Here is a 20,266-nt window from a genome sequence, read left to right on the forward strand (position 1 = left end):
TTAGCTTTATTACTTGGAAACGGTCAGACGAGCGCGGCCTTTAGCACGACGACGTGCCAGAACCTGACGACCATTTTTAGTAGCCATACGAGCACGGAAGCCGTGAGAACGGTTGCGCTTCAGTACAGACGGTTGAAAAGTGCGTTTCATGGCGATTTCTACCTAAACTTGAATAAATTCACTGACTTTTGCGTATACCCGAACGAGTTTCGAACGACTAACGCCTCAGCGTGGGTGATTAAAGAGGCCGGATTGTAATAATTGTACACTCCGGAGTCAATTCTCTTTCCTTATTTCCCGCGTATTTCCGCACGTTTTCGCGTGGAAAATGAGCAACGGACGACGCAGGAAGATGAGCATCACGCGCCGGGTCGAGGATTATACGGGCTCACCGACAAAGCGCAAGGATCGTCCCGGATCTTCGTTAGATCATTTAAGCAATAAATTGTCTGTGCTCATTAATTTTTCCAATATGCGGACTAAATCGCGGGGCACTCGCGCCAGGATCGTTTACACTTACCCGGTTCTGGATCTTCCTGTGGATAAATCGGGAAGAATCTGTGAGAAACAGAAGATCTCTGGCTCAGTTTAGGCTATGATCCGCGGTCCCGATCGGGATCCCAGGATCCTGGTCAGGATAAATTGCAGATAGCAATTCGCACGTCCCCCTTTACACAGGGTCATGTCGATGTGCGCCAACAATCATGAATATTCAATAGTTTTCTTTTATTGTTCGAGTGGAGTCCGCCGTGTCACTTTCGCTTTGGCAGCAGTGTCTTGCCCGATTGCAGGATGAGTTACCAGCCACAGAATTCAGTATGTGGATCCGCCCGTTGCAGGCGGAACTGAGCGATAACACGCTGGCTTTGTATGCGCCAAACCGTTTTGTGCTCGATTGGGTAAGGGACAAGTATCTTAATAACATCAATGGACTGCTGAACGATTTCTGTGGGTCAGATGCCCCGCAGCTGCGCTTTGAAGTGGGCACAAAGCCGGTCACCCAAACCGTACGTGAAACCGTGAACGTCGCAGCGCCTGCTCAGGCCGCTCCTGCTCCGGCCCCTCGCGTCGCACCCGCTCGTCAGGGCTGGGATAATGTCCCTGCACCGGCTGAGCCAACCTACCGCTCTAACGTTAACGTGAAACACACGTTCGATAACTTCGTTGAAGGTAAATCGAACCAGCTGGCGCGCGCGGCGGCTCGTCAGGTTGCTGATAATCCCGGTGGCGCCTACAACCCGCTGTTCCTTTATGGCGGCACGGGTCTGGGTAAAACGCACCTGCTGCATGCGGTGGGCAACGGCATCATGGCGCGCAAGCCCAATGCCAAAGTGGTGTATATGCACTCCGAACGCTTCGTTCAGGACATGGTAAAAGCCCTGCAAAACAATGCGATCGAAGAGTTTAAACGCTACTATCGTTCCGTTGACGCGCTGCTGATCGATGACATCCAGTTCTTTGCCAATAAAGAACGATCGCAGGAAGAATTTTTCCACACCTTCAATGCCCTGCTGGAAGGCAATCAGCAGATCATTTTGACCTCGGATCGTTACCCAAAAGAGATCAACGGCGTTGAAGATCGTCTGAAATCCCGCTTCGGCTGGGGCCTGACCGTGGCGATCGAGCCACCGGAGCTGGAAACCCGCGTCGCGATCCTGATGAAGAAAGCCGATGAAAATGACATTCGCCTGCCGGGTGAAGTGGCGTTCTTCATTGCCAAGCGTCTGCGCTCCAACGTCCGTGAGCTGGAGGGGGCACTGAACCGCGTTATCGCCAATGCCAACTTCACCGGTCGTGCGATCACCATCGATTTTGTGCGTGAAGCGCTGCGCGATTTGCTGGCATTGCAGGAAAAACTGGTCACTATCGACAATATTCAAAAGACGGTGGCTGAGTACTACAAGATCAAAGTGGCAGATTTACTGTCTAAACGTCGTTCCCGCTCGGTGGCGCGTCCGCGTCAGATGGCGATGGCGCTGGCAAAGGAGTTAACCAACCACAGTCTGCCGGAAATCGGGGATGCGTTTGGTGGCCGTGACCATACGACCGTGCTGCACGCTTGTCGCAAGATTGAGCAGTTACGCGAAGAAAGCCACGACATAAAAGAAGATTTTTCCAATCTAATCAGAACATTATCATCGTGACGCTATGAAATTTACCGTTGAACGTGAACATTTATTAAAACCGCTGCAACAGGTGAGTGGCCCATTAGGCGGTCGCCCAACGCTGCCTATTCTCGGAAACCTGCTGCTTCAGGTCGCGGACGGTACGCTGTCGCTGACCGGTACAGATCTGGAAATGGAAATGATCGCGCGCGTTACGCTGACGCAGCCGCACGACGCGGGCGCGACCACGGTTCCGGCACGTAAATTCTTTGATATCTGCCGCGGGCTGCCGGAAGGCGCTGAAATCGCCGTGCAGCTGGAAGGCGACCGTATGCTGGTGCGTTCTGGCCGCAGCCGTTTCTCGCTCTCCACGCTGCCAGCAGCGGACTTCCCGAACCTGGACGACTGGCAGAGCGAAGTTGAATTCACCCTGCCTCAGGCGACGATGAAGCGTCTGATTGAAGCCACGCAGTTTTCCATGGCGCATCAGGACGTTCGTTACTACTTAAACGGCATGCTGTTCGAAACCGAAGGTGAAGAGCTGCGTACCGTGGCAACCGACGGCCACCGTCTGGCGGTCTGTTCTATGCCGATTGGCGACTCACTGCCAAACCATTCGGTGATCGTGCCGCGTAAAGGGGTGATTGAGCTGATGCGTATGCTCGACGGTGGCGACACGCCGCTGCGCGTGCAGATCGGCAGCAACAACATCCGCGCACACGTGGGCGACTTTGTCTTCACATCGAAGCTGGTTGACGGCCGTTTTCCCGATTACCGCCGCGTATTGCCGAAGAATCCGGACAAAACGCTGGAAGCAGGCTGCGACAGCCTCAAGCAGGCCTTTGCCCGTGCCGCCATCCTCTCTAACGAGAAATTCCGCGGCGTGCGCCTGTACGTGAGTGAAAACCAGATCAAAATCACCGCCAACAACCCGGAGCAGGAAGAGGCAGAAGAGATTCTGGACGTCACCTACGCCGGGGCTGAGATGGAAATCGGCTTCAACGTTAGCTACGTGCTGGATGTGCTGAATGCGCTGAAATGCGAGAACGTGCGCATCCTGCTGACCGACTCCGTTTCGAGCGTACAGATTGAAGATGCCGCATCACAGTCGGCTGCCTATGTTGTCATGCCAATGAGACTGTAATGTCGCTCACCCGTCTGTTGATCCGCGACTTTCGCAATATCGAAAGCGCGGATCTCGCTTTATCCCCCGGCTTTAACTTCCTGGTTGGCGCGAACGGCAGCGGCAAAACCAGCGTGCTGGAAGCCATCTATACGCTCGGCCACGGCCGGGCGTTTCGCAGTTTGCAGATTGGCCGCGTCATTCGCCACGAGCAGGAATCCTTTGTTCTGCACGGGCGTTTGCAGGGCGAGGAGCGGGAGACCGCCATCGGCCTGACCAAAGATAAGCAGGGCGACAGCAAGGTGCGCATCGACGGCACTGACGGCCATAAAGTGGCGGAGCTTGCGCTGCTGATGCCGATGCAGCTGATAACGCCCGAGGGGTTTACTTTACTCAACGGCGGCCCCAAATACAGAAGAGCGTTCCTCGACTGGGGATGCTTTCACAACGAAGCCGGATTCTTTAACGCCTGGAGCAACCTGAAGCGTCTGCTCAAGCAGCGTAACGCCGCGCTGCGCCAGGTGACGCGCTACGCCCAGCTGCGTCCGTGGGACATGGAGTTAATCCCTCTTGCGGAACAGATTAGCCGCTGGCGTGCCGAATACAGCGCTGGTATCGCCGAAGACATGGCCGACACCTGCAAACAGTTTTTACCTGAATTCTCTCTCACCTTCTCCTTCCAGCGCGGCTGGGAGAAAGAGACGGACTATGCCGAGGTGTTAGAGAGAAGCTTCGAGCGCGACCGCATGTTGACCTATACCGCGCACGGCCCGCACAAGGCGGATTTCCGCATTCGTGCTGACGGTGCGCCGGTGGAAGACACGCTGTCGCGCGGGCAGCTCAAGCTCCTGATGTGTGCGCTGCGCCTGGCACAGGGGGAGTTTCTCACCCGCGAGAGCGGAAGACGCTGCCTGTACCTGATAGATGATTTTGCCTCGGAACTTGACGACGCGCGGCGCGGGCTGCTTGCCAGCCGCTTAAAAGCCACGCAGTCGCAGGTTTTCGTTAGCGCGATAAGCGCTGAACACGTTATAGACATGTCGGACGAAAATTCGAAGATGTTTACCGTGGAAAAGGGTAAAATAACGGATTAACCCAAGTTGAAATGAGCGAGAAACGTTGATGTCGAATTCTTATGACTCCTCCAGTATCAAAGTCCTGAAAGGGCTGGATGCGGTGCGTAAGCGCCCGGGTATGTATATCGGCGACACGGATGACGGCACCGGTCTGCACCACATGGTATTCGAGGTGGTAGATAACGCTATCGACGAAGCGCTCGCGGGTCACTGTAAAGACATCGTGGTCACCATCCATGCGGACAACTCCGTCTCCGTCACCGATGACGGTCGTGGCATCCCAACCGGTATTCACCCGGAAGAGGGCGTCTCTGCAGCGGAAGTGATCATGACCGTCCTGCACGCAGGCGGTAAGTTCGACGATAACTCCTATAAAGTTTCCGGCGGCCTGCACGGTGTAGGTGTTTCGGTAGTAAACGCCCTGTCGCAGAAGCTGGAGCTGGTTATCCAGCGCGAAGGCAAAATCCACCGTCAGCTTTATACGCACGGCGTGCCGCAGGCACCGCTGGCCGTTACGGGCGACACCGACAAAACCGGTACCATGGTGCGTTTCTGGCCGAGCCTCGAAACCTTCACCAACGTCACCGAGTTCGAGTACGACATCCTGGCGAAACGCCTGCGTGAACTGTCGTTCCTGAACTCCGGCGTCTCGATTCGCCTGCGCGACAAGCGTGATAACAAAGAAGACCACTTCCACTACGAAGGCGGTATCAAGGCGTTCGTTGAGTATCTGAACAAGAACAAAACGCCTATTCACCCGAATATCTTCTACTTCTCCACCGAAAAAGACGGTATCGGCGTGGAAGTGGCGCTGCAGTGGAACGATGGTTTCCAGGAAAACATCTACTGCTTTACCAACAACATTCCACAGCGTGACGGTGGTACTCACCTTGCCGGCTTCCGTGCGGCGATGACCCGTACCCTGAACGCCTACATGGACAAAGAAGGCTACAGCAAGAAAGCGAAAGTCAGCGCCACCGGTGACGATGCCCGTGAAGGCCTGATTGCCGTGGTTTCCGTGAAGGTGCCGGATCCGAAGTTCTCCTCACAGACCAAAGATAAGCTGGTCTCTTCTGAGGTGAAATCGGCGGTTGAGCAGCAGATGAACGAACTGCTGAGCGAATACCTGCTGGAAAACCCGTCCGACGCGAAAATCGTGGTGGGCAAAATTATCGATGCGGCGCGTGCCCGTGAAGCGGCGCGTAAAGCGCGTGAAATGACACGTCGTAAAGGCGCGCTGGACCTGGCAGGCCTGCCGGGCAAACTTGCTGACTGTCAGGAACGCGACCCGGCATTGTCCGAACTGTACCTCGTGGAAGGGGACTCTGCGGGCGGTTCTGCGAAGCAGGGCCGTAACCGTAAGAACCAGGCTATCCTGCCGCTGAAGGGTAAAATCCTCAACGTTGAGAAGGCGCGCTTCGACAAGATGCTCTCTTCACAGGAAGTGGCGACCCTCATCACCGCGCTGGGCTGCGGCATTGGCCGTGATGAGTACAACCCGGACAAACTGCGCTACCACAGCATCATCATCATGACCGATGCGGACGTCGACGGCTCGCACATTCGTACGCTGCTGTTGACCTTCTTCTATCGTCAGATGCCTGAAATCGTTGAGCGTGGCCACGTCTACATTGCACAGCCGCCGCTGTACAAGGTGAAAAAAGGCAAGCAGGAACAGTACATTAAAGACGACGAAGCGATGGATCAGTACCAAATCGCGATCGCCCTTGATGGCGCGACCCTGCACGCGAACTCGCACGCCCCTGCACTGGCCGGTGAGCCGCTGGAGCGTCTGGTGTCCGAGTTCAACGCCACGCAGAAAATGATCACGCGTATGGAACGTCGTTATCCGAAAACGCTGCTGAAGGAACTGGTTTATCAGCCAACCCTGACCGAGGCCGATCTGAGCGACGAGCAGACCGTCACCCGCTGGGTGAACGCCCTGGTGACCGATCTGAACGAAAAAGAGCAGCACGGCAGCCAGTGGAAATGCGATGTTCAGCAGAATGCCGATCAGCAGTTCGAGCCGATCGTTCGCGTGCGTACCCACGGCGTCGACACCGACTACCCGCTGGAGCACGAATTTGTGACCGGTCCGGAATACCGTCGTATCTGCACGCTCGGCGAGAAGCTGCGCGGCCTGATCGAAGACGATGCGTTCATCGAACGTGGCGAACGTCGTCAGCCGGTAGCCAGCTTCGAGCAGGCGCTGGACTGGCTGGTGAAAGAGTCCCGTCGCGGCCTCGCGATCCAGCGCTATAAAGGTCTGGGCGAAATGAACCCGGAGCAGCTGTGGGAAACCACCATGGATCCGGAAAGCCGCCGCATGCTGCGCGTTACCGTTAAGGACGCGATTGCTGCAGACCAGCTGTTCACCACCCTGATGGGCGATGCGGTTGAACCACGTCGTGCCTTCATCGAAGAGAACGCCCTGAAAGCGGCAAATATCGATATTTAATCGACGTTATACCGCACGATAACTGGCCGCGCGTTTAGCGCGGCTTTTTTATGGGCGCAGGCATATCCAGCGACATCACGGATGGTAAACGGCTCGCCAGCGTATCTATCGCTATTCTTACCCTCAGCGGCAGATGCGGCGTCTGCTGCCACACGGCATGAACGTTGAAATGCACATCCGGTGCCTGCTTCAGGAGAGGGACGAGTTTACCCTGGTGAATATCTTTGACGACCATCCAGCAGGGCAGCCATGCAATGCCGCGTCCGGCCAGCGCAGCGTCGAAGATCGCCTGCAAATCATCCATATTGAGTGATGACCGGGGTGTAAAGGTGTGCGACGTTCCTTCGTTATCCATCAGCTGCCAGGACAACACTCTGCCTGCGCGCAGATAGTTAATCGCCGTATGATGGGGTAAATCAGCCACGCTTTGCGGCTGGCCTTTTTTCTGCAGATATTCCGGCGCAGCGCACAGCACCATGCGGTGTTCGCCCAGCTTTCTGGCGACCATCATGCTGCTGTCCTGCAGCGTGCCGTTACGCACCGCCATATCAAACCCTTCCTCTACCAGATCCACCACGCGGTCGCTGAACGACATTTCAAGCTCAAGCCCGGGGTGTTCCTGCGCCAGTTCAATCAGCAGCGGCGCGACGCACTGGCGGCCAAACAGTACCGGCATGGCAACGCGCAGGCGGCCGCTGACCTGCTGTTTCCCCGTTTCAAGCAGCGACTCTGCGCCCCGAATCTCCTCCAGCGCGCGCAGGCAGCGTTCATAAAAAAGGGCGCCGTTATCGGTCAGCCTCTGGCTGCGGGTGGTGCGCTGAAAGAGCCGTACTCCCAGGCGTTCCTCAAGGCGAGCAATGCTTTTTCCCACCGCCGAGCGCGACAGGTGCAGGCGAACTGCGGCCTGTGCAAAACTTCCCGCCTCAACGGCAGCGACAAAAACAGGAATATCTTTCAGCGTATCGGTCATGGATTGTATCCATTCAGGCATCAATAAAGAGAAAAATTATCGCCATTGGTGACGAAGAGTCAACGCTAAACTGTAGGTACTGAAGATTATTTGATCGCAGGAGAGAAAAATGACAGAGACAATGCAACGCTGGACGATGAACGCCCTCGGGCGCGAGAGCCTTACGCTTATTCAGGAGCCCATTCCACAGCCCGGTCCGGGTGAAGTGCGCGTAAGGGTGAATGCCGTCGCGCTCAACTATCGCGACAAAATGGTGATTGAAGGCACGATGCCGATTCCTCTTTCCTTCCCGTTTACCCCGGCGTCTGACATGGCGGGCGTCGTCGACAGCATTGGTGAAGGCGTCACGCGTTTCCAGCCAGGCGCCCGCGTCATCTCAACCTTCTTCCCGGAGTGGATCGACGGTAAACCGCAGGCTGATGCGCGCAATTTGCCCTATAAAACGTCCGGCGGATACTTCCAGGGAATGCTGGCCGAGTACGTGATTGTGAAGGAAGACGCGCTGGCGGCTTCCCCGGAGACCCTGGATGACGCCGAGGCCAGCACCTTACCCTGCGCAGGGCTTACCGCCTGGTTTGCGCTGGTGGAACGTGGCCAGCTGCGCGCCGGTCAATCGGTGCTGGTGCAGGGCACGGGCGGCGTGGCGATATTCGCCCTGCAAATCGCAAAAGCGCACGGGGCGGAGGTTTTTGTCACCTCGGGGAGTGATGAAAAACTGGCGCTGGCCAAAAAGCTGGGAGCCAGCCAGGGCATCAACCGTCTGAAAGGCGACTGGGCGGAAAATACGCTGGCGCTCACGCAGGATCGCGGCATCGACCATATTATTGAAACCGTAGGCGGAGAGAACCTGAAGCATTCCCTGCGCGCCGTTGCCGTTCACGGACGTATCTCCGTCATTGGCGTGCTGGCCGGGACGGAGATTACGCTCTCTGCTGGCGAACTGCTGCTGAAATCACCCGTCATTCAGGGGATTGGCGTGGGGCACCGCCGGGCGCTGGAAGATTTTGTCCGCGCAGTTGACGTCACGGGGCTGAAGCCGGTGATAGAGCATCGCTACCGTTTTAACGAGCTTGAACAGGCGTTTGAACACCTCGATCGCGGCGCGTTCGGTAAAATAGTTCTCACCCGCGAGTAAGCCTTCGTTCCCCGGAATCAGCGTAAAAGGGGCATTCCTGTTGCGCAATATAGCTCTATTTTTGTGTGCTTAATCGCGTTAGCATGAGGCAGCACTCATTTATTCCGGGGAACTCATGGCTATCAAACTCATTGCAATCGACATGGACGGCACGCTGCTGCTGCCAGACCACACCATTTCTCCAGCCGTTAAAAACGCGATCGCCGCGGCGCGCGCAAAGGGCGTGAATGTGGTCCTGACCACGGGGCGTCCGTATGCGGGCGTACACAGCTATCTGAAAGAGCTGCACATGAATCAGCCGGGCGACTACTGCATCACCTATAACGGCGCGCTGGTGCAGAAAGCCGCTGACGGCAGTACGGTTGCGCAAACCGCGCTGAGCTACGATGACTACCGGTTCCTGGAAAAACTGTCCCGTGAGGTGGGTTCCCACTTCCACGCGCTCGATCGCAATACGCTTTACACCGCCAACCGTGATATCAGCTACTACACGGTACATGAATCCTACGTTGCGACCATTCCGCTGGTGTTCTGTGAAGCCGAGAAAATGGACCCGGCGACCCAGTTCCTGAAAGTGATGATGATCGACGAGCCGGAGATCCTGGATAAGGCGATTGCACGCATTCCGGCCGAGGTGAAAGAGAAATACACCGTGCTGAAAAGTGCGCCGTACTTCCTCGAAATCCTCGATAAACGCGTCAATAAAGGCACCGGCGTTAAATCGCTGGCCGACGCGCTGGGCATCAAGCCGGATGAAATCATGGCGCTGGGCGATCAGGAAAACGACATCGCGATGATTGAATTCGCGGGCATGGGAGTGGCGATGGATAACGCTATTCCGTCGGTGAAAGAAGTGGCTAATTTTGTCACCAAATCCAACCTGGAAGACGGCGTTGCCTACGCGATCGAGAAGTTTGTGCTGCAATAACGCTTATTTTTAATCATCTGCCTCGGTTATCAACCGGGGCTTTTTTTTGCGCTGAATTTATTGAATTGTTCTTTTTGTGATCTTGATTGTAGTACAACATTAAATAATTGTACTACATTACAGCCATGACAAAGACGAACTCCCTCACGTTTGTACTGCAAAAGTGAGGTGAAATTCAGCGGTCGCGGTAAAGTAGTGATGGACATACAGAGCACAAGGACTCTCCATGACACTCAATAAAACCGATCGCATCGTCATCACGCTGGGCACACAGATTGTGGGTGGCAAATACGTTCCCGGTTCGCCGCTGCCGGCAGAGGCCGAACTGTGTGAGGAGTTTGAAACCTCGCGCAACATCATCCGGGAAGTATTCCGCTCGCTGATGGCGAAGCGGCTGATTGAAATGAAGCGCTATCGCGGCGCGTTTGTTGCCCCGCGTAACCAGTGGAACTATCTCGATACCGACGTGCTGCAGTGGGTGCTGGAAAACGACTACGACCCGCGGCTTATCGGCGCGATGAGCGAAGTCCGAAACCTGGTTGAACCGGCCATCGCCCGCTGGGCGGCGGAACGCGCAACTTCCGGCGATTTGGCCCAGATCGAGTCGGCTTTAAACGACATGATCGCCAATAACCAGAACCGGGAGGCGTTTAACGAGGCAGATATTCGCTACCACGAAGCGGTGCTGCAGTCGGTGCATAACCCGGTATTACAGCAGCTTAGCGTAGCGATCAGCTCGCTACAGCGAGCAGTATTTGAACGTACCTGGATGGGCGATGAGGCCAACATGCCGAAAACGCTCCAGGAACATAAAGCGCTGTTCGATGCGATACGGCATCAGGACGGCGATGCGGCAGAGCAGGCGGCACTTACTATGATTGCCAGCTCGACACGAAGGCTGAAGGAAATCACATGACATCTCGCTACATCGCAATTGACTGGGGATCGACCAATCTGCGCGCCTGGCTGTATCAGGGCGAGCAGTGCCTGGAGAGCAGGCAATCAGATGCAGGCGTGACGCGCCTGAACGGTAAATCCCCCGAGGCGGTGTTAGCAGAGGTCACACAAAACTGGCGCGACAGCGCCACGCCGGTGGTAATGGCGGGAATGGTAGGCAGCAATGTAGGCTGGAAAGTTGCGCCTTATCTGCCGGTTCCCGCCCATTTCTCCGCGATTGGCGAGCAGTTAACGTCCGTTGGCGACAATATCTGGATTATTCCCGGCTTGCGCGTTTCTCGCGACGACAACCATAACGTGATGCGCGGCGAAGAGACGCAGCTGCTTGGCGCGCGCGTGCTTTCTCCTTCTTCTGTCTACGTCATGCCCGGAACGCACTGCAAGTGGGTCCAGGCTGACGCTGAGCAAATCCACGACTTTCGCACCGTGATGACCGGCGAGCTGCACCATTTGCTGCTCAACCATTCGCTGGTCGGGGCCGGTTTACCTGAGCAGGAAGACTCGGCAGAGGTGTTTGCTGCCGGGCTTGAACGTGGGATCGCTTCTCCTGATGTCTTGCCGCACCTTTTTGAGGTTCGCGCCTCGCACGTGCTGGGAAATCTCCCGCGCGAGCAGGTCAGCGAGTTTCTTTCCGGCCTGCTGATTGGCGCTGAGGTTGCCAGCATGCGTGATTTCATCGCGCACGAGCAGGCCATCACCATTGTCGCAGGCGCATCGCTGACGTCGCGCTACGAGCAGGCGTTTCGCACCGTTGGGCGTAACGTTTCAACGCTATCCGGCGACACGGCATTTCAGGCAGGAATAAGGAGCATCGCTCATGCAGTGGCAAACTGATCTTCCCCTTATCGCAATTTTGCGCGGCATCACGCCCGATGAGGCGTTAGCCCACGTCGGCGCGGTTATTGACGCCGGGTTCGACGCGGTGGAAATCCCGCTTAACTCTCCGAAGTGGGAAAAAAGCATTCCGACCGTGGTGGAGGCCTTCGGCGATAGGGCGCTGATTGGCGCAGGCACAGTGTTACGGCCTGAGCAGGTGGATGAACTGGCGAAAATGGGCTGCAAGCTTATCGTCACGCCCAACATTCAGCCAGAGGTGATCCGCCGCGCGGTAGGGCACGGCATGACCGTCTGCCCGGGCTGCGCCACCGCCACGGAAGCCTTTACTGCCCTTGAAGCAGGCGCACAGTCGCTCAAGATTTTCCCGTCATCGGCTTTTGGTCCGGACTACATCAAAGCGCTTAAAGCGGTATTGCCCGCCAGCGTGCCGGTCTTTGCCGTGGGCGGCGTAACGCCAGAAAACCTGGGCCAGTGGATGAGCGCTGGCTGTGTGGGCGCGGGGCTGGGCAGCGATCTTTATCGTGCCGGACAGTCCGTGGAGCGTACCGCACAGCAGGCGGTAGCATTTGTGAAAGCGTATCGAGAGGCAGTGAAATGAAAATAACCAAACTCACCACGTACCGTTTACCCCCGCGCTGGATGTTCCTGAAAATCGAAACCGATGAAGGGGTTGTGGGCTGGGGCGAACCGGTGATTGAAGGGCGGGCGCGTACCGTAGAAGCGGCGGTGCACGAGCTGGGTGAATACCTGATTGGTCAGGATCCGGCGCGCATTAACGACCTTTGGCAGGTAATGTACCGCGCGGGCTTCTACCGCGGGGGGCCGATCCTGATGAGCGCCATCGCCGGCATCGACCAGGCGCTGTGGGATATCAAAGGCAAAGTGCTGAACGCGCCGGTATGGCAATTGATGGGCGGCCTGGTGCGCGACAAAATCAAAGCCTACAGCTGGGTCGGCGGTGACCGTCCTGCGGATGTGATTGATGGCATCACGCAGCTGCGCAACATCGGCTTCGACACTTTCAAGCTCAACGGCTGCGAAGAGATGGGCATTATCGACAACTCGCGCGCGGTAGACCGGGCGGTGAATACCGTGGCGCAAATCCGTGAAGCCTTCGGCAACGAGATTGAGTTTGGCCTGGATTTCCACGGCCGCGTCAGCGCGCCGATGGCCAAAGTGCTAATTAAAGAACTGGAGCCGTATCGTCCGCTGTTTATCGAAGAGCCGGTGCTGGCCGAGCAGGCCGAGTACTACCCGAAGCTGGCTGAACAGACCCACATTCCTATCGCGGCGGGTGAACGTATGTTCTCGCGCTTCGAGTTTAAACGCGTGCTTGAAGCGGGAGGCATTGCCATCCTGCAGCCGGACCTCTCTCACGCGGGCGGCATCACCGAATGCTATAAAATTGCCGGGATGGCCGAAGCTTACGATGTGGCGCTGGCGCCGCACTGCCCGCTTGGCCCGATCGCGCTGGCTGCCTGTTTGCACGTCGACTTTGTCTCCCGCAATGCGGTGTTCCAGGAACAGAGCATGGGGATTCACTATAACAAGGGCGCGGAACTGCTCGATTTTGTGAAAAATAAAGAAGACTTCTGCATGGAAGGCGGTTTCTTTAAACCGTTAACGAAGCCGGGCCTTGGAGTGGAAATTGACGAAGCCAAAGTCATTGAGCTGAGTAAAAATGCGCCGGACTGGCGCAACCCGCTGTGGCGTCATGAGGACGGCAGCGTAGCGGAATGGTAATCGCCATCCCGTAGACCCGATAAGCCTCCGGGCAAAAATCATACATACAAAAATATAACCCTCTGTAAATTACAGGGCATGGTGAGCGGCTTCGCTATGCCCAAAATCTGGAGACAGATTGCGATGGATATTCCAGTTACCGCTACAAAAACCGGGCGTCGCCGCTACCTGACGCTGATTATGATATTTATTACCGTGGTCATTTGTTATGTCGACCGCGCCAACCTTGCCGTGGCATCGGCCCATATTCAGGCAGAGTTTGGCATCACCAAAGCGGAAATGGGCTACGTCTTCTCGGCGTTTGCCTGGCTGTATACTTTATGTCAGATACCGGGCGGCTGGTTCCTTGACCGCGTGGGCTCACGTTTGACCTACTTTATCGCCATTTTCGGCTGGTCCGTGGCGACCCTGTTCCAGGGCTTCGCGACCGGGCTGATGTCGCTGATTGGCCTGCGCGCCATCACCGGAATTTTCGAAGCGCCCGCGTTTCCCACCAACAACCGCATGGTGACCAGCTGGTTCCCGGAACACGAGCGTGCGTCAGCCGTCGGCATTTACACCTCCGGACAGTTCGTTGGCCTGGCGTTTCTGACGCCGCTGCTGATCTGGATCCAGGAGCTGCTGAGCTGGCACTGGGTATTCATCGTCACGGGTGGGATTGGCATTATCTGGTCACTAATCTGGTTCAAGGTTTACCAGCCGCCGCGTCTGACCAAAAGCATCACCAAAGCCGAGCTGGACTACATCCGTGACGGCGGTGGCCTGGTGGACGGCGATGCACCGGTGAAAAAAGAGGCGCGCCAGCCGCTGACCAAAGCGGACTGGAAGCTGGTCTTCCATCGTAAGCTGGTGGGTGTTTATCTGGGCCAGTTCGCGGTGACCTCCACGCTGTGGTTCTTCCTCACCTGGTTCCCGAACTACCTGACCCAGGAGAAGGGGATCGCGGCGCTGAAGGCGGGCTTTATGACCACCGTGCCGTTTCTCGCGGCGTTCTTCGGCGTGCTGCTCTCCGGCTGGCTGGCCGATAAGCTGGTGAAAAAAGGCTACTCGCTGGGCGTGGCGCGTAAAACGCCGATCATCTGCGGCTTGCTGATCTCAACCTGCATCATGGGTGCCAACTACACCAACGATCCGGTGTGGATTATGACCCTGATGGCGGTGGCGTTCTTCGGTAACGGTTTCGCCTCTATCACCTGGTCACTGGTCTCATCCCTTGCGCCGATGCGGCTGATTGGTCTGACCGGCGGCGTGTTCAACTTTGTCGGCGGGCTGGGGGGGATCACCGTACCGCTGGTCATCGGCTACCTGGCGCAGGACTACGGCTTCGGCCCGGCTCTGGTTTATATTTCTGCCGTGGCGCTGATCGGGGCACTCTCCTACATCCTGCTGGTGGGTGATGTGAAACGAGTAGGCTAATCCCTGCGGATGTTTTACCCTGATGCATTCACCGTGCATCAGGGTATCCTCATGAAACAAATCACCTTCGCTTCCCGCAACCACCAGCTGACCAACATCAATACCTGGACGCCGGACAGCCAGTGGCTGGTCTATGACGTGCGCCCGTCAGGTGCGTCGTTCACCGGTGAAACCATCGAGCGGGTCAACGTCGGCACGGGTGAGGTGGAGGTGGTTTATCGCGCCACTGACGGCGCGCACGTCGGCGTGGTGACCGTTCATCCCGCGCAGGAGAAATACGTGTTTATCCACGGTCCGAAAAATCCGGATGCAGACTGGCACTACGATTTTCATCATCGTCAGGGGGTGATTGCGCATCACGGCCAGTTGAGCAACCTGGACGCGATGGATATCACTTCGCCGTACACTCCTGGCGCGCTGCGCGGCGGAAGCCACGTCCATGTCTTCAGCCCGAATGGCCTGCTCGTCAGCTTTACCTATAACGACCACGTGCTCCACGAGCGCGATCCTAAACTTGATTTACGCAACGTCGGCGTGGCGGCGCCTTTCGGTCCGGTAAACCCGCAGGGGAACCATCCCCGTGAATATTCGGGAACCTTCTGGAGCGTACTGGTTAGCCGCACGACGCCCAATCCGCAGCCGGGCAGCGACGAGATTAACCGCGCTTACGAAGAGGGCTGGGTGGGCAACGACAGGCTGGCGTTTATCGGCGATACCCTGTCTGCAACGGGCGAGAAAGTGCCTGAACTTTTTATTGTTAATCTGCCCGAAGACGAGCAGGGCTGGAAGCGTGCGGGCGATGCGCCGCTACAGGGCACGACGGATACCCTGCCAGCGCCGCCAGCGGGAGTAGAACAGCGTCGTTTAACCTTTACGCATCAGAGGGCGTATCCGGGTCTGGTAAACGTGCCGCGTCACTGGGTTCGCAGTAATCCGCAGGGGACACAGATTGCGTTTCTGATGCGGGATGATAACGGTATTGTGCAGCTGTGGCTGATCTCGCCGGAGGGCGGCGAGCCGCGCCAGTTGACGCGAAACGGAAGCGATATCCAGTCTGCATTTAACTGGCATCCTTCCGGCGATCGTTTGGGGTTTGTGCTCGAAAATAGGATCGCGTGCTGCGACGCACAGACCGGAGAGGTGACGTTTTTGACGTCCGATCACGGCAATCCGCCATCTGCTGATGCGGTCGTGTTTTCTCCGGACGGACGCGTTATTGCATGGATGGAAGAGACAGCCGGTTTCCGTCAGCTTTGGGTAACGGAAACCGCGCAGCGCTAGCGTGGAGGCATGTCAGCGGGCGGGATGACGGCGTTTGTCGCCAGATTCTCCTGCTCGCTTTTTTCTACCCGTGAGCGTACGGAGTTGTCCTTACGAAACATATCCCACGGCAGCAGAAGCGTATCCGCCACGGCCGTAAACGGCATATCGAGGATTACCAGGGATTTGGTGCCCCAGTTTGTATCGTCATCGGAGAGCATCGTCGCGCTGGCTCGCGTCCCCGGATATGTTCCTTCTTTACCGCCGGTGTGAGACATCACGCTCGAACACCCGCAAAGTAAAACAACCCCGCTGAACGTCGTCAGCTTTATCAGAACATTTTTCATCATCACTCAGTCATCGTTAATGGCACTGCATAGACCTTCAACTCAGGGTTATAGCGAGCCTTATCCAAAATGGATAGCCCGATAACCCCGCACTGTGGCAGCCATCGCAATTTAACCCTTTGTGCTGTTGTCCCAGTCTAAGCGAGATGCAGGAAAGTGCAAAAAAAAGTGCAGGTGTCGTTCTTGAAAAGGCCGATTGCAGACCCATTTTAATCATGTAGCCCGATAACGAACTCGCCTGATGGGTGTTCGGGGGCGCAAAGGCCTGTCCATGGTGGAAGGCTTCAACTTCTCGCTGATTTCAGGAGTTTTATTTATGCGTAACTTCGATCTTTCTCCGCTATACCGTTCTGCAATTGGTTTTGACCGCCTGTTTAATCATTTAGAAAATAACCAAAGCCAGAGCAACGGCTACCCTCCATACAATGTTGAGCTGGTTGACGAAAACCACTACCGCATTGCCATTGCCGTCGCCGGTTTTGCAGAAAACGAACTGGAGATCACCGCTCAGGACAACCTGCTGGTGGTGAAAGGTTCCCATACGGCCGAGCAGAAAGAACGTACCTACCTTTATCAGGGCATCGCCGAGCGCAACTTTGAACGCAAGTTCCAGTTAGCCGAGAACATTCACGTGAAAGGCGCGAACCTGGTCAACGGCCTGCTGTTTATCGAACTGGAACGTGTGATTCCGGAAGAGAAAAAACCGCGTCGTATCGAAATTAACTAATTATGCGGGTCGCGCGAGCGGCCCACCCGGACTTGCTTGCCGTAATGGGAGCATATGCGAATCCATGAGGATTTGCAGGAACAACTGTGCACAAAATTAAACTGTGCCGAACTCGCTTCTCAGAAGGAGATTTAGTATGCGTAACTACGATTTATCCCCCTTACTTCGTCAGTGGATTGGTTTTGACAAACTGGCTAACGCCCTGCAAAACACCGCTGAACAACAGACGTTTCCGCCTTACAACATCGAAAAAAGCGACGATGACCATTATCGCATTACCCTTGCGCTGGCCGGCTTCCGTCAGGAGGATCTGGACATCCAGCTTGAAGGCACGCGTCTGACCGTGAAAGGTACGCCGGAGAAACAAGAGACCGAGACCAAATGGCTGCATCAGGGGCTGGTTAATCAGCCGTTTAGCCTGAGCTTTACTCTGGCAGACCATATGGACGTCTCCGGCGCAACGTTTACCAACGGGCTGCTGCATATTGACCTGACCCGTAACGTGCCGGAAGCCATCGCGCCACAGCGTATCGCCATTAGCGACCGGCCGGCGTTAAACAGTTAATTGTGCGCGGGCTGGTGCCCTCACCCGACCCTCTCCCACAGGGAGAGGGTGAAAAGATAAAGCCCTGCCCCGGCAGGGCTTTTTTGTGCGCCATCGCCCATACAACCGCCCACGGCTCTGAGAGAATCCTTAGCATAACTAAGGTTATGCCAAGGAAGTGGATCATGAGTGATATCGCGTTAACCGTAAGCGTGTTGGCCCTGGTCGCTGTTGTTGGCCTGTGGATAGGGAATATCAAAATCCGCGGCGTCGGGTTTGGGATAGGCGGGGTGCTGTTTGGCGGCATTTTTGTCGGGCACTTTGCCGACAAGCTCGGGCTGGTCCTCAGCGCCGAAATGCTCCACTTTACCCAGGAGTTCGGCCTGATCCTCTTCGTTTATACTATCGGTATTCAGGTGGGACCGGGGTTTTTCGCCTCTCTTCGGGTCTCCGGATTACGGCTCAACCTGTTTGCCCTCGCCATTGTGATAATGGGCGGGCTGGTCACCGCGATTCTGCACAAAATCTTCGATATCCCGCTCCCCGTAGTGCTGGGCATTTTCTCCGGGGCGGTCACCAACACGCCTGCGCTCGGCGCGGGGCAGCAGATCCTTCGCGATTTGGGTATCGAACCCGGCATCGTCGACCAGATGGGGATGAGCTACGCCATGGCCTATCCGTTTGGCATTTGCGGCATTCTGCTCTCCATGTGGCTGGTCCGCGTCCTGTTTCGCATTAACGTCGACAAAGAGGCGAAGGACCATGAAACCACGCTCACCAACGGCCATATGCCGATCAAAACCATCAATATTCGGGTCGATAACCCTAATCTGAATAATATGGCGATTCAGGACGTGCCGATCCTGAACAGCGCCAATATCATCTGCTCCCGCCTTAAGCGCGACGATATGCTGATGGTCCCCGCACCCGGCACCGTCATTCAGCAAGGCGATCTGCTGCACCTTGTCGGTCAGCCCGGGGATTTAAATAACGCGCGGCTGGTGATTGGTCAGGAAGTGGATACCTCGCTCTCAACCCGCGGCACCGATATGCGGGTGGAGCGCGTGGTGGTAACAAACGAGCATGTACTCGGCAAGAAAATACGCGATCTGCAGGTAAAAGAGCGCTATGACGTGGTGATTTCCCGCCTCAACCGTGCGGGTGTTGAACTGGTCGCCAGCCCGGAGGCCAGCCTGCAGTTCGGGGATATCCTCAACCTGGTCGGCCGGCCCTCGTCCATTGACGCCGTGGCGGATATGGTGGGCAACGCCCAGCAGAAACTGCAGCAGGTGCAGATGCTGCCTGTGTTTATCGGTATCGGGCTCGGCGTGCTGCTCGGTTCTATTCCTGTGTACGTACCGGGCTTCCCGGTGGCGCTCAAGCTGGGCCTGGCGGGCGGGCCGCTGATTATGGCGCTGATCCTCGGGCGTATCGGCTGCATCGGTAAGCTCTACTGGTTTATGCCGCCGAGCGCCAACCTGGCGCTGCGCGAGCTGGGCATCGTGCTGTTCCTGGCGGTGGTCGGGCTGAAGTCCGGCGGGGATTTTGTCGATACCCTGGTCAAGGGCGAAGGGATGAGCTGGGTCGGCTACGGCATCTTTATCACGGCGATCCCGTTGCTGACGGTGGGCATACTGGCGCGGATGTTCGCCAAAATGAACTACCTGACGCTGTGCGGCATGCTGGCGGGTTCCATGACCGATCCGCCCGCGCTGGCCTTTGCCAACAACCTGCACGCCACCAGCGGCGCGGCAGCGCTCTCGTATGCCACCGTCTACCCGCTGGTGATGTTCCTGCGCATCATCACCCCGCAGCTACTGGCGGTGCTGTTCTGGGGGATGGGCTAGTAAATCTTCCGGGTGGATGCGCCGCAGATGGTAGTCCACCTGGTAATCGCTGGTATTTCGGAACATCACGGAATAATTAAGGAACTCGCCGCTGTCGCTGTAGGAAAGAGACGTAATGCGCAGCAGCGGCGTCTGTTCCGGCAGGTTCATATAACCGGCCAGCGTTTTATCTGCCAGCACCGGCGTCAGGCTCTCGTAGTTGCCACTGATGGTGATCCCGCACTCCTTCTCGATGTAATCAAACTTTGACCCTTCAAGATGCGCCAGCGACAGGTTGCGAAACAGCTTCACCGGCATAAAGCTGTCCTCCAGCATCAGCGGTTTTCCGTCCACGTAGCGCACCCGTCTGGAAAAGTAGATCCGCTCATCCACCTGAATCCGCAGCTGGCTGGCGATGGCGGGCGGGGCGGGCATCACTTCAAACTGCAGCACCTTGCTCTGCACCTCTTTTCCCTGCTGACGCAGCACCTCCACCAGCCCGGTCAGGTTGGTGGTTTCGTGGTGAACGTCTTTGCGCGACACAAACGTGCCGCTGCCGTGCCGCCGTTCAACCAGCCCCCAGCTCACCAGCAGATCCAGCGCCTTGCGGATGGTCATGCGCGCCACGCCAAACTCCTGCGCCAGCGCTTTCTCGCCCGGCAGCGGGCTTCCGATGTTGTAGTCCGATGAATTCAGCCGCAGCCGCAATCTGTCAGCAATGGATTTGTAGATCACTAGTAGACCTCTCTGCCCTTATCAGGGCGTGGATGGCGTCCTGACATGTCCATATTTACCGTAAAAAGTAGACCTGATT

Annotated in this window: 19 protein-coding genes, 1 pseudogene and 1 other annotated feature; of the genes and pseudogenes, 15 read left to right on the plus strand and 5 right to left on the minus strand. The window is 56.6% G+C overall.

What is annotated here, in order from left to right; all coding sequences use genetic code 11:
- Positions 1-9: 9 nt before the first annotated feature.
- The gene (gene rpmH / locus ACW9E7_RS20535; protein WP_000831330.1) at positions 10-150 is read right to left on the minus strand and encodes a 50S ribosomal protein L34; all 141 of its coding nucleotides are present in this window, start codon (positions 148-150) and stop codon (positions 10-12) included.
- Between the two features lie 228 nt (positions 151-378).
- Positions 379-429: pseudogene (locus ACW9E7_RS20540) on the minus strand (hypothetical protein); the annotation flags it as partial.
- A 320-nt stretch (positions 430-749) separates the two neighbouring features.
- Here ACW9E7_RS20540 and dnaA point away from each other — a divergent pair.
- From dnaA to gyrB, 4 genes are read left to right on the plus strand one after another with little or no spacing between them, the layout of a single operon-like run.
- Positions 750-2,144 (plus strand): chromosomal replication initiator protein DnaA, encoded by a 1,395-nt coding sequence (gene dnaA, locus ACW9E7_RS20545; protein ID WP_010426558.1) that lies wholly within the window; start codon positions 750-752, stop codon positions 2,142-2,144.
- Between the two features lie 4 nt (positions 2,145-2,148).
- Positions 2,149-3,249 (plus strand): DNA polymerase III subunit beta, encoded by a 1,101-nt coding sequence (gene dnaN, locus ACW9E7_RS20550; protein WP_008500170.1) that lies wholly within the window; start codon positions 2,149-2,151, stop codon positions 3,247-3,249.
- Complete coding sequence (gene recF, locus ACW9E7_RS20555; protein ID WP_048030318.1) at positions 3,249-4,322, plus strand: DNA replication/repair protein RecF; 1,074 nt, start codon at positions 3,249-3,251, stop codon at positions 4,320-4,322. Before dnaN ends, recF begins: the two co-directional genes overlap by 1 nt.
- 28 nt (positions 4,323-4,350) lie before the next feature.
- Complete coding sequence (gene gyrB / locus ACW9E7_RS20560) at positions 4,351-6,762, plus strand: DNA topoisomerase (ATP-hydrolyzing) subunit B (protein ID WP_111964243.1); 2,412 nt, start codon at positions 4,351-4,353, stop codon at positions 6,760-6,762.
- A 34-nt stretch (positions 6,763-6,796) separates the two neighbouring features.
- On the opposite strand, the gene ACW9E7_RS20565 is transcribed toward gyrB, so the two are convergent.
- Complete coding sequence (locus ACW9E7_RS20565) at positions 6,797-7,732, minus strand: LysR family transcriptional regulator (protein ID WP_458728283.1); 936 nt, start codon at positions 7,730-7,732, stop codon at positions 6,797-6,799.
- A 109-nt stretch (positions 7,733-7,841) separates the two neighbouring features.
- On the opposite strand from ACW9E7_RS20565, the gene ACW9E7_RS20570 reads away from it, so the two are divergent.
- The 8 genes from ACW9E7_RS20570 (at position 7,842) to ACW9E7_RS20605 (ending at position 16,029) form a co-directional block, all read left to right on the plus strand.
- Complete coding sequence (locus ACW9E7_RS20570; protein WP_458728284.1) at positions 7,842-8,867, plus strand: zinc-dependent alcohol dehydrogenase family protein; 1,026 nt, start codon at positions 7,842-7,844, stop codon at positions 8,865-8,867.
- Between the two features lie 115 nt (positions 8,868-8,982).
- Positions 8,983-9,795, plus strand: coding sequence for a sugar-phosphatase (gene yidA / locus ACW9E7_RS20575; protein WP_133293459.1), 813 nt, complete (start codon positions 8,983-8,985; stop codon positions 9,793-9,795).
- 226 nt (positions 9,796-10,021) lie between these two features.
- Entirely contained in the window at positions 10,022-10,711 is a 690-nt protein-coding gene (gene dgoR, locus ACW9E7_RS20580) for a D-galactonate utilization transcriptional regulator DgoR (RefSeq protein WP_003861109.1), read from the plus strand.
- The gene (locus ACW9E7_RS20585; RefSeq protein WP_458728285.1) at positions 10,708-11,586 is read left to right on the plus strand and encodes a 2-dehydro-3-deoxygalactonokinase; all 879 of its coding nucleotides are present in this window, start codon (positions 10,708-10,710) and stop codon (positions 11,584-11,586) included. Before dgoR ends, ACW9E7_RS20585 begins: the two co-directional genes overlap by 4 nt.
- On the plus strand, positions 11,570-12,187 hold the full coding sequence (locus ACW9E7_RS20590) for a 2-dehydro-3-deoxy-6-phosphogalactonate aldolase (RefSeq protein ID WP_458728286.1): 618 nt from the start codon (positions 11,570-11,572) through the stop codon (positions 12,185-12,187). Before ACW9E7_RS20585 ends, ACW9E7_RS20590 begins: the two co-directional genes overlap by 17 nt.
- The gene (gene dgoD / locus ACW9E7_RS20595) at positions 12,184-13,332 is read left to right on the plus strand and encodes a galactonate dehydratase (protein WP_136195852.1); all 1,149 of its coding nucleotides are present in this window, start codon (positions 12,184-12,186) and stop codon (positions 13,330-13,332) included. The genes ACW9E7_RS20590 and dgoD overlap by 4 nt, the downstream gene beginning before the upstream one ends.
- A 78-nt stretch (positions 13,333-13,410) precedes the next feature.
- On the plus strand, positions 13,411-14,748 hold the full coding sequence (locus tag ACW9E7_RS20600; protein WP_458728287.1) for an MFS transporter: 1,338 nt from the start codon (positions 13,411-13,413) through the stop codon (positions 14,746-14,748).
- Positions 14,749-14,799: 51 nt separating this feature from the next.
- Positions 14,800-16,029: a DUF3748 domain-containing protein gene (locus ACW9E7_RS20605; protein WP_271369063.1), complete on the plus strand. Its 1,230-nt coding sequence runs from the start codon at positions 14,800-14,802 to the stop codon at positions 16,027-16,029.
- On the opposite strand, the gene ACW9E7_RS20610 is transcribed toward ACW9E7_RS20605, so the two are convergent.
- Entirely contained in the window at positions 16,026-16,358 is a 333-nt protein-coding gene (locus tag ACW9E7_RS20610) for a YceK/YidQ family lipoprotein (RefSeq protein WP_096150942.1), read from the minus strand. The two genes, ACW9E7_RS20605 and ACW9E7_RS20610, sit on opposite strands and share 4 nt — an antisense overlap.
- Positions 16,359-16,606: 248 nt before the next feature.
- Positions 16,607-16,678, plus strand: a sequence feature (ROSE (Repression Of Heat Shock gene Expression) occurs in the 5'-region of heat shock genes and acts as an RNA thermometer to modulate expression.).
- Here ACW9E7_RS20610 and ibpA point away from each other — a divergent pair.
- From ibpA to ACW9E7_RS20625, 3 genes are all read left to right on the plus strand, one after another.
- Positions 16,672-17,082: a small heat shock chaperone IbpA gene (ibpA, locus tag ACW9E7_RS20615; protein WP_008500162.1), complete on the plus strand. Its 411-nt coding sequence runs from the start codon at positions 16,672-16,674 to the stop codon at positions 17,080-17,082. Its footprint overlaps the feature before it by 7 nt.
- Positions 17,083-17,218: 136 nt before the next feature.
- Positions 17,219-17,647: a small heat shock chaperone IbpB gene (gene ibpB, locus ACW9E7_RS20620; RefSeq protein ID WP_458728288.1), complete on the plus strand. Its 429-nt coding sequence runs from the start codon at positions 17,219-17,221 to the stop codon at positions 17,645-17,647.
- 164 nt (positions 17,648-17,811) lie between these two features.
- Positions 17,812-19,473: a putative transporter gene (locus ACW9E7_RS20625; RefSeq protein ID WP_458728289.1), complete on the plus strand. Its 1,662-nt coding sequence runs from the start codon at positions 17,812-17,814 to the stop codon at positions 19,471-19,473.
- Here ACW9E7_RS20625 and ACW9E7_RS20630 read toward each other — a convergent pair.
- Positions 19,441-20,187 carry a GntR family transcriptional regulator gene (locus tag ACW9E7_RS20630; RefSeq protein WP_063440101.1) on the minus strand — a complete coding sequence of 249 codons (747 nt, stop codon included), beginning with the start codon at positions 20,185-20,187 and terminating at the stop codon, positions 19,441-19,443. The two genes, ACW9E7_RS20625 and ACW9E7_RS20630, sit on opposite strands and share 33 nt — an antisense overlap.
- Positions 20,188-20,266 lie beyond the last annotated feature (79 nt).

It is taken from the genome of Enterobacter sp. H2G27, from assembly GCF_054403075.1.